Genomic DNA, 10054 nt, shown 5'->3' on the forward strand with positions numbered 1-10054 from the left:
GCAACGCGTTGCGCTGAGTCCTGAGGCTGTTGCAATGAAAATGACAATCAAGGGAGATGTACCTACTAGCAGTACATTTTGCGTAATCTGGGCAAACGCTGATTAATTGCTCGTATAATGTCGTCTATCGAAAGATACAAAAACCTGTACTTTTGCGATTGCGCCTAGCTGCGAGCGAGAAGCCTGTTCTAAACGCCCCTGCATTTGCGTGTATCGCAAAGCAAAAAGAGGGGGCGAGAACATGGAACAGACGGCACGGCGCCAAGAGCAGCTGCCGGGCGCATTTAATGGCGCCACCACCAACAGCCAGCACGGCCGTGTTCACTGGTATCTGGTCCACACCCCCAATGGAAAAGAGCGCGAGACCTGCGAAAATGTCCACCGCATTATCCCGCACGAGCTGATGCAGGACGCTTTTGTAATGCAAAAGGAGTTCTGGTTTAAGCGGGACGGCGCATGGTCGCTCCAAACCAAACCCATGTACAAGGAATATTTCTTCGTCGCCACGCACGATGCCGCCGCGCTCGATAGGGCTTTGGCCCAGTTGAGCTTTGGCTGTCGCATCGCCGGCAGTAGGGAGCGGGCGTACATGCCCATGCCGGACGATGCGCAGGATTGGTACCGCAGCGTGCTGGACGACGACGGCGTGGTACGCAACAGCGTTGCGCGCATAGAAGACGGCGTGCTGCACATAGAACAGGGTCCCTTGGTGGGGCAAGAGGCCCGCGTTAAAAAGATCGACCGTCATAAACGCTGGTGCCTGGTAGACGTGGGCGAGGGTGACTCCACATTTAGGGAGCTACTACCGCTCGACGTTCCCAGCAAAACGTAAGGGAGACGTTGTTCCGGCTGTTCGTTCGCATTTTTGAATTTACCGATTGGGGGATCCCTGGGGAACGGGGACGTAAGTTTGACTGTGGCTGCTAAAGAAGTAACAAAGTCAAATACGCCCGCGGGGGCGGCGCTGATTGCTCAGGCCATGGACCGGCGTGAGGGCGCCGGTCGCTACAAGGCCATGCAATCCGTCATGGACTGGGATAACTCGCGTCTGGCCTACAGGGCGGTGAAGCGCGCGTTTGACATCGTTTTCAGCGGTGTCGTGCTTGCGATCATCGCAATTCCCAGTCTGGTGCTCGCAGCCGCAATTCGCCTAGAAAGCGAAGGCAACCCGTTCTACAGCCAGATCCGCGTGGGGCAGACCCACCGTGACGGCAGCCTGTCAACCTTCCGCATGTGGAAGTTCCGATCCATGTACAAAGATGCCGATGAGCGCCTCGCCGAGCTCAAGGAGCAGAACGAGATCGCCGGGGCGATGTTCAAGATGAGGGATGACCCCCGCGTCACCAAGATCGGCAAGTTCATTCGCAAGCACTCAATCGACGAGTTCCCGCAGTTCCTGAACGTGTTCCTGGGCCAGATGTCCGTCGTGGGCCCGCGCCCGCCGCTGCCCAACGAAGTGACGGAATACACCGAGTACGACCTGCAGCGACTGTCCGTTAAGCCCGGCATCACCGGCTGGTGGCAGGTGACCGATCGCAACGACACCGACTTCGACGGGATGGTCCGCCGTGATTTGGAGTACATCGCCAAGCGCGGCCTCATCACGGACTTGAAGATTGTTCTCCTCACGGCCGTTGAGGTCTTTACCGGTAGAGGTGGTTGCTAAATGACTGAACCGGTTAGGGTGGCTCAGGTTGTTGGCAAGATGGTTGGCGGCGGTGTTGAGGCTGTCGTCATGAATTACTACCGCCATATTGATCACAGCAAAGTACAGTTTGACTTTCTTGTCGATTCCGATTCGACGCTTGTTCCCCGTGACGAGATTGAATCGCTCGGCGGCAGGGTTTTCGAGATTCCGCCCTACCAACATGTTGTCAAATACCAGCGAGAGCTTCAGCGCCTCTATAAACAAGAGGGCTGGAATATTGTGCACAGTCACATCAACGCGCTTTCTGTCTTTCCGCTTCGTGCTGCAAAGAAGGCGGGCGTACCTGTGCGTATAGCCCACAGCCACTCTACGAGCGGTAAGGGCGAGTTTGCTAAAAACGTTGTCAAAGGCTTTTTGAAGCTTTTCTCAACAAGGTATCCGACTAATTTGGCCGCCTGCACCGAGCATGCTGGAAAATGGCTATTCGGCTCATCCCGTTTTACTGTTTTTAATAATGCTATCGATCTGAACGTCTTTTCTTTCAATAGATCGATTAGGGATGAGCGACGTACTGAGCTTGGAGCGAAGGACGATACGCTGGTATTGGGAAATATCGGTAGGTTCATCTCCCAGAAGAATCAGTTGTTTTTGCTTGATGTTTTCAAGGCGGTGCATGCTCAGAATCCCGACTCCATTCTTGTTATTTGTGGCGATGGAAAGCTGCGACCGCAGGCGGAGGAAAAAGCGTGCTCACTGGGCATTGCCTCGGCGGTGCATTTTCTCGGCCAAATGTCTGATGTACAGGACATCTATCAGGCGCTTGATTTATTCGTACTCCCCAGTCTGTACGAGGGTCTCGGAATGGTCGCGATTGAGGCTCAGGCTTCCGGCCTCCCGTGCATCTGCTCTGAGAGGGTCCCCAACGAGGTTGCGTTATCTAGTCGGTGCAGCTTTGTTCCGTTGAGCACGGGCGTCAAGGGCTGGTCCGACGCGATTCTTGCCGCTCACAGGGATGTTGTTGATCGCTCCGACCCTCATACATCTCGGGCGTTTGAATCTTATGACATCTTTAAAGCAGCGCCCAAGCTTGAAAAGTACTACCTGAAGCTATCAAAGACGGTGAATTAATGAAAATTTGTATTTTAACGTGGCTGCATAATCAAAATTTCGGCACGCTGCTTCAGGCTTATGCCCTGCAGCGCTTTTTGAAGTTCGAAGGGCATGACGTTGTTGACGCTGACTATCTTCCCAGCGTCAAAGAAAAGCTTTTGAACTGGGCTATCAACCGGAACTCCTTTGATTTGTTTGCCGGTAAGGCACACGAGCTGCTCAATCGTAAGAAGGAGCACGACGACTTCGGCTCCTCGACGGCTGACGTTTTCAGTCGCTTTTTGAGTCAGAATATCGAGACCACTGACAGGATTACCGATACAGACGGGCTGGTCGGTTTGCGGGGTAAATACGATGCGTATGTCTGTGGATCGGATCAGATTTGGTCGCCTTATCTTTTGAACAGGAATTTCTATCTCTCCTTTTTGGGCGACAGTGATAAGCGAATCGCGTATGCGCCCAGCTTCGGTGTCACTAGTACCACACAGAGGAAGAAAAAGATCATTACCGATCTGATTAAAACGTTCAGCTCCGTGTCTGTTCGTGAAGATGCAGGTGCGGATTTCGTCGAATCCCTCGGTCTCGAGCGCCCTTCACAAGTTGTGGACCCTGTCCTGCTCCTGTCGAAAGAGGACTGGGCCCCGCTCATCAACGGTAAATGTCCTGAGCCCGGAAAAATCGTCTGCTATTTCCTTGGGAATAGGCCGTTTTACAGGAAAGCTGTCGATTCGATTTCAAAAGAGCTCGGCTGCGAGGTCGTGACGCTTGTCGGTTCAGGTAAAAATGCTGTCGACGAGCAGCTCAATCCGCGTTACGGGCTTGGTCCCGATGAATGGCTCGCGTATCTGGCGAGCGCGCGGTTCGTGTTAACCGATTCGCTGCACGGTACGCTGTTTTCTCAAATTTTCCGCAAAGACTATTACTGCTTCAAGAGATTTGAGGAGACCGACAAACGCTCTCAAAACTCTCGAGTTGAGAGCCTCTCGAGGCTCTCGAATACCGAGGATCGTCTGCTAGATGGCTATGACAGCCACATGAACGCTACGGAAATCGAGGGCTATGAGAAGCGACTGTCCGACGTGGAGTCGCTCATCACGTTTTCGAAAAAATGGCTCTTGGATGCTCTTGAGCAATAGGGGGAAGTTAGCTTGAGCAAGAACATCGACACAGTTTCTCACCGGGCCTGCTTTGGTTGCGGAGCTTGCGCGGCCAAATGCCCTTTTTCCGTTATTACTATGCGTACCTCGCCCGATGGTTTCGAATACCCCGTGGTGGACGCAGCGAGATGCACCTCCTGCGGTCTTTGCCTGCGTACCTGTCCGGCGGAAAACCAAGTCGACGCGGACTCGGAGACCATTCGCGCCGCTGTCTTGCAGAGCGATGACCCGGGCGAGCTCGCGCAAAGTTCGTCCGGCGGTGTCTTCTCCCTTCTTGCGAAACGGATACTTTCGGACGGCGGGCGCGTTTACGGCGCCGCCTGGGATGGCGTCGATCACGTCAGGCATATCGGTATATCCGAGCTTGCCGATATCGCGCTCCTGCAAAAGTCCAAATATGTCCAGAGCGATGCTAGCGAATCGTATCCCGAAGTGCTCAGCGATCTCAAATCCGGCAAGCATGTACTGTTTAGCGGTACTCCTTGCCAGGTTTCGGCACTGCGTCTCTATTTGGGTAAACCGATGGATGGGCTGACAACCGTCAGCGTTGTTTGCCACGGTGTACCAAGCTCTTCCATGTTCCGTTCCTATGTTGACTGGCTCGAGCTTCGTGAGAAGTCCGATGTCACCGCACTGACTTTTAGAGATAAATCGAAATTCGGTTGGGGCCATAACATAAAGATTGAGTTGTCCGACGGCAGGATTATAAAGAGGCCCGCCGCATTCGACCCGTTTTATGGGTCCTATATCAAAGGCATGATCAGCAGATCGTCTTGCTATAGTTGTCCCTTCAGAGGGTGCGAAAGCCCCGCTGACCTTATTCTCGGTGATTCCTGGCGTTCTGATTCCGCCAAAGACTGCGCACATCCTGAGAAGGGCATCTCAGCCGTTATCGTGAAGACCGAGCGCGGTGCCAAGCTGATTGATGAGATAGGCGATTGCGCTGCCTATTCTAACAACGACGTTGCAGCGAATGACGTGCTCCTGCATGAAGACCCTAATAAGCGCTCAGGCCTTGAAGAGAGGCGCGATGCGGTCATCGCTCAGTACGAGGCACTGGGGTCGGGGATCTTTGATTCCGTCTTGGTTCCCAAAGTGACCCTTTTCGACCGTGTGAAAAAAATGCTTCCGCCTTCGATGCGGTTGAGCGTAAAACGTTTGGTCCGATCCATTAAACCTGGGAACGCACATGAGTAGCCTTACCACAGCGATTACGATTTGCGACCGTCCCCATATCGGGGGCGGAGCTTCAAAAATCGCAATTGAGACAGCTTCGGCATTGGCAAAGATGGGGCTTAACAGCTATTTCTTCTCAGCGCTGGGAGATCCCGATCCGGCTTTGGTCGAATCGGGAGTCATATGCGTTAATTGCGGGCAGGGCGATGTTTTGAACGGTGGCGTCTCTGGTGCTGTCCAGGGCATCTGGAACCGACGATCGGAAACGGCGCTGGATGATTTGCTCAAGCAGCTTGACCCAGAAACGGCGGTCGTTCATGTGCATTCTTGGACGCACTCCCTTTCTCCCTCTATATTCAGGGCAATAGGGCGACGGGGCTTCAAATGTCTCATTACCGCCCATGAGTACTTCCTTGTTTGCTCTAACGGCGGGCTCTACGACTATGTGAATCATTGTAACTGCGGAATCGCCCCCGGTTCTCCGAAGTGCCTGCTGCACAACTGTGACAAGCGCTCGTATGCCCAAAAATTGTACCGGTCCGTTCGTTTTTCCGTGCAGAACCATGTTTTAGGCTCGCTTCGCCCGGCGGTCGCCTTTGTCTCCGACTCCAGCCGTCGGTTGATCGAACCTCATCTAGCGTGGAATTCTGAACGGTATGACTGCTTAAACTATGTTGATGCGGCTAAGTCTCAAGATGATTCCGAAGGAGATTCTTCGGCATACCTATTTGTCGGCCGTTTAAGTCCAGAGAAAGGCTGTGACTTGTTTTGCGAAGCGGTCTGTCGGGCGGGCGTGAATGCGATCGTCATTGGCGACGGTACCGAATTGAAGAGGTTGTCGGATAGCTATCCAGATATCAGATTCATGGGTTCCTTGCCTCATGATGAAGTTCTTTCCGTCATGAGGCAATCTCGCGCTATCGTCATGCCTTCTGTTTGTCGAGAGACGTTCGGGCTCGTCGCTTATGAAGCAATGATTGCCGCCGGCCTGCCGTGTATTGTTTCGGATGTCGGCGATGCGGCCTCCTTTGTTATGTCAAAAGGTCTCGGCGAGATCTTCAGCGCAGGTAGTGTGGAGTCGCTATCTGACGCAATGGTCAATATGCTCGATTCTGATGTTTACTCGCGTTACAGGGAGGCAGTTGAGAAGGCGGACTTCAGCTGCCTCGAAAAGACCGCGTATGTAGAACGTCTTATTGGTATTTACGATCAACTAATGGTTGAGCTTTAATTGGATGAAGGTTTTTAATGGTTACGGTTGTGATGTCAGTTTACAACGGCACGCGATATCTTACTGAGCAGCTAGATAGCTTAAGACTCCAGACAGTGTCTCCGGACCGAGTACTAATCGCGGATGATTGCTCGACGGATGGCTCGTTCGATCTTATTTGCAGATACATCGAGAAATACAGTCTCAGTAATTGGACCCTCAGCAGAAACTGTTCGAATTTCGGCTGGCGCAAAAGTTTCAAGGCACTTCTCGACCTTGCGTCTAAAAACGACTGTATCGTATTTCCGTGTGATCAGGACGATATCTGGGATTCGGATAAAATCGCTGTGATGTCCTCGATTCTCCAGAAGGATCCTTCGATTGACGTCCTATGCTGTGCCGTCGAGCCGTTTTATGAAGATGGCGGTAAAAAAGTAAGAGTATATGGTGCAGTTGATAATGCCAAATCTGTTGATGATTTGGATGCTCCGTCTTTTGACGAAAAGTTTATGGCAGTACGTCGACCTGGATGCTCATATGCTGTTAAATCGAACTTTATTAGAGAAATCTTGCCATATTGGCAGGATGATTTTGCGCATGACGGAATGCTGTGGCGATTCTCTTTGTTGAAGGGAACCCTCAGGCTCTTGAATCGGCCCTTGATTCGATTCCGTAGACATGACTCTAATGCAACCGAGATGCGTTACCTTGATAAGAGATCTCGTATTGGTGAGATAGAGATGTGTCTGAGGTTTTCTAATGCTTTAGAAGAATACTGCAGTAGCAATCCTGGTGATTATCGTGGTTCTTCTACACATATAGAACATTACCGTTCTGTTTTGGATGCCCGTATGCACTTGCTTGAAGGCGGTCTAAAAATTAGCGATCTAGGCATCATTTTAAAATATCGTGAGTATGAACTGTCAAATTGTTCCCTGCTTGGTGATTTAAAGGCCTTAATCAGTTCCGGTGACAGTAAGTAGGCGTTTAGAATGCTTGAGCTCTTAACTAACGAATTCACTATTTTGATTTTCGCCGCAATCCTAAGCGTTATTTCTCCTGTTAAAGGGTTATTTTTTATAGTTCTAGGATTGCTCGTTTTCAAAGAAGTTCTTTCTGGGCGTCTTTATAAAGTTCTTTTAGATAACGCCATTCCTGTTGCCGTGTCGGGCGCGATAATTTTCTTTTCTGCCATTGCGTTTGCGTCCCGAAGCATGGATGAATCCCTCCTTACGGTCTGCTCGTACTTCTTCTGTATTCTTCTTGGTTTTATTTACGGTAAAGAAAAGAACGATGGCTGGGTTGGGGCTGCATTGCTCATGCTTCGCAATATAACCGTGTTCGCCTGCCTATTTAGCTTTGTCCTTGAAATTGTTTTAGGTCAACGATTAGTTACAAATGGTTCTTTTTCTTTTCTGCAAACTATAACGATTGATAATCCATCTCTGTATCGACTGCGTAGTTTTTTCGGACATGCAATCGTATTTGGTCAAATGATAGTTATTGCGGTGGTAATCAACTTTAAATTGGAGACAAGCAAAATGAAACGTCTCTTATACTCTGTGGTTCTTTTGGTCGCTCTGCTTCTGACAAAGAGCCGTAGCGCTTGGATCATTCTCACGGCTTCAGCATTGGTGTACCTGGTTTTTCGCCTAAAGAATCCTGAGTATTCTAAATGGAATTTAATTGCCCTTTTAACCCCAGCTGTATTGCTGCTCGTTTTCATGCTTTACAAGTCTGGTCTGTTTAACTTTGTTGGTTCACGATTTGGTGAACTTGAAACTGATGTGTCATATAGCCAGCGCTCTGGAGCGATTTCCTACATTATTCATAGCTTCCTAAGCAGACCGCTGTTTTGGCTTACTGGAAATGGTTATGGCAGTAGTCGCATAACCATGTTGGACACCACAGTTGAAATCAGTGGTTTTTCAACGGTAGACAACGGTTTCCTTGCAATGCTGTATGAATATGGTTTTCTTGGAATTTGTAGTTTTGCATCCTTGCTGATTTCCGCTGGCATCAGTTCGTTCAAGTCAGATTGTGAACTTGATCAAGTGCTTTTTTCCGTTTCCTGTATATGCTGTGCGGAGTTCATGTTTTACTGCGAGCTTGGTTGGTGGGTGCCAACGGTGATCTTGTTCGCTACCTGTGGACTCGCCCTGGGCAGAGCGAGTGCTCGGCATTCAAATTTGTATGAGTCAGGGCCTATTTTGATTTCTGAATAAATCAAGGTTGATAGTTTAATCAAACGAGGTCAAATGAATTATTCGTCTATTGCACGCAACACTATGATTGCGTTTGCTGCACAGTTTATTTCTCTATCGGTCAGTGTCGTCATGTCGCTGCTCGTGCCGAAAATCGTCGGTGTTGCCGATTATGGTTATTGGCAGCTGTTCATGTTCTATACGACCTATTCTGGCTTTTTCCACCTTGGCCTGAACGATGGTGTCTACCTGATCAACGGCGGTCTCTCTCGTGAGGAAATCGATAAGAGCTCGATCAAATCTCAATATATCTTCGGTGCTTGTTTTCAAGCAGTGATTTGCCTCGGCATCACTTTGGCTTCTCTGCCTCTTGTCGATGATGCAAATCGATTTTTTGTTGTCGCGTCATTTGCGCTTTACACCGTCGTCTATAACCTGACAAGTTATTTGGGCTTTGTCTTTCAGGCCATGAATGAAACTAAGCTCTTTTCGTTCTCCACAATGCTAGACAGGCTGGTGTTCCTGGTCCCTCTCCTTGTTCTAATTGGATTTAAGGTTTCGGATTACCACCCCTATGTCTATGCGTATCTCGTCTCGAAGATTATCGCGCTCATATATTGTTCCTGGATGGGCAAAGATATCCTGCGCGTTAAATCGATGTCTTTTGGCAATGCACTTAAGGATGGTACCCGCAGCATCGTCGTTGGCGTAAAGCTGATGATTGCGAATATCGCCGACACACTGATCCTCGGCGTATCCAGGTTTCTTATCGATCATTTTTGGGGTATTGTCGCCTTTGCAAAAATTTCGTTCTCCCTTTCTCTGGTGAATTTCTTCATCACTTTCGTCTCGCAGGCGAGCATGGTCTTATTTCCTGCCCTTAGGACAGGCTCTGATGATGAGAGGGTTCGTTTTTACATTGGCATAAGAAATTCTATCGAGCTTATCTTCCCTGCGATCTACTTACTCTATTTCCCTATGGTTTGGTTTTTGGGGGCATGGCTTCCTCAATATTCCGAAAGCTTTAGATATTTTGCGCTCTTACTCCCGATATGCGTCTTTAATACAAAGATGAGCCTTTGTTGTACTACCTATTTCAAGGTTCTTCGTAAAGAACAGCTGCTCCTGAAGTTGAATATCGTTGCCGTTATTTGCAGCACCGTCTTTTCGGTATTCGGTGTTCTCGCTCTCGATTCACTCGATGCTGTCCTGTGTGGCGCTGTAATCTGCATTATCGGAAGGTCGCTGTGGTCCGAACTATATTTAAATGAAAGGTTAAGTGCTGCGGGTTCGTCCAGGCCGTTCCAGGAGATTTTGCTTACAGTTGCCTTCGTCTTATTTACCGAGCTCATGCCCGGTGGAGTGGCGGCACTCCTGTATTCGATAGTTTATATTGGCTATCTTTTACTTAATCATTCTGAATTGAAAAACGTCGCCTCGCGTTTGAGCAGGCTTAAGCATTAGTAAATGTCATTCAATTAGATTGGATTAGGATATGAAAGGCATCATCCTCGCCGGCGGGTCCGGCACCCGCCTGTACCCGCTCACG

At 49.7% G+C, this 10054-nt stretch carries 10 protein-coding genes; all 10 read left to right on the top strand.

Features of this window, described 5'->3' with window-relative positions; genetic code table 11:
* Positions 1–241 precede the first annotated feature (241 nt).
* Entirely contained in the window at positions 242–832 is a 591-nt protein-coding gene (locus tag I2D41_RS06260; protein WP_195363917.1) for a hypothetical protein, read from the top strand.
* An 84-nt stretch (positions 833–916) separates the two neighbouring features.
* Positions 917–1666 (top strand): sugar transferase, encoded by a 750-nt coding sequence (locus I2D41_RS06265; protein ID WP_271741665.1) that lies wholly within the window; start codon positions 917–919, stop codon positions 1664–1666.
* The gene (locus I2D41_RS06270; RefSeq protein WP_195363918.1) at positions 1667–2776 is read left to right on the top strand and encodes a glycosyltransferase family 1 protein; all 1110 of its coding nucleotides are present in this window, start codon (positions 1667–1669) and stop codon (positions 2774–2776) included.
* Positions 2776–3894, top strand: a complete 1119-nt coding sequence (locus tag I2D41_RS06275; protein WP_161159882.1) for a polysaccharide pyruvyl transferase family protein — start codon at positions 2776–2778, stop codon at positions 3892–3894. The genes I2D41_RS06270 and I2D41_RS06275 overlap by 1 nt, the downstream gene beginning before the upstream one ends.
* A 12-nt stretch (positions 3895–3906) precedes the next feature.
* Positions 3907–5112 carry a Coenzyme F420 hydrogenase/dehydrogenase, beta subunit C-terminal domain gene (locus tag I2D41_RS06280; protein ID WP_195363919.1) on the top strand — a complete coding sequence of 402 codons (1206 nt, stop codon included), beginning with the start codon at positions 3907–3909 and terminating at the stop codon, positions 5110–5112.
* Positions 5105–6322, top strand: a complete 1218-nt coding sequence (locus I2D41_RS06285) for a glycosyltransferase (protein WP_195363920.1) — start codon at positions 5105–5107, stop codon at positions 6320–6322. Before I2D41_RS06280 ends, I2D41_RS06285 begins: the two co-directional genes overlap by 8 nt.
* Positions 6323–6339: 17 nt before the next feature.
* On the top strand, positions 6340–7284 hold the full coding sequence (locus tag I2D41_RS06290; RefSeq protein WP_195363921.1) for a glycosyltransferase: 945 nt from the start codon (positions 6340–6342) through the stop codon (positions 7282–7284).
* 9 nt (positions 7285–7293) lie between these two features.
* Complete coding sequence (locus I2D41_RS06295) at positions 7294–8526, top strand: O-antigen ligase family protein (protein WP_195363922.1); 1233 nt, start codon at positions 7294–7296, stop codon at positions 8524–8526.
* 33 nt (positions 8527–8559) lie between these two features.
* A complete protein-coding gene (locus I2D41_RS06300) occupies positions 8560–9969 on the top strand; it encodes a lipopolysaccharide biosynthesis protein (protein WP_161159893.1) in 1410 nt (469 codons plus the stop codon).
* A 31-nt stretch (positions 9970–10000) separates the two neighbouring features.
* A partial coding sequence (locus I2D41_RS10230) for a sugar phosphate nucleotidyltransferase (RefSeq protein WP_199583465.1) occupies positions 10001–10054 on the top strand: 54 nt, incomplete at its 3' end.

This window comes from Collinsella aerofaciens (genome assembly GCF_015552075.1).
Classification (GTDB): Bacteria; Actinomycetota; Coriobacteriia; order Coriobacteriales; family Coriobacteriaceae; genus Collinsella; species Collinsella aerofaciens_Y.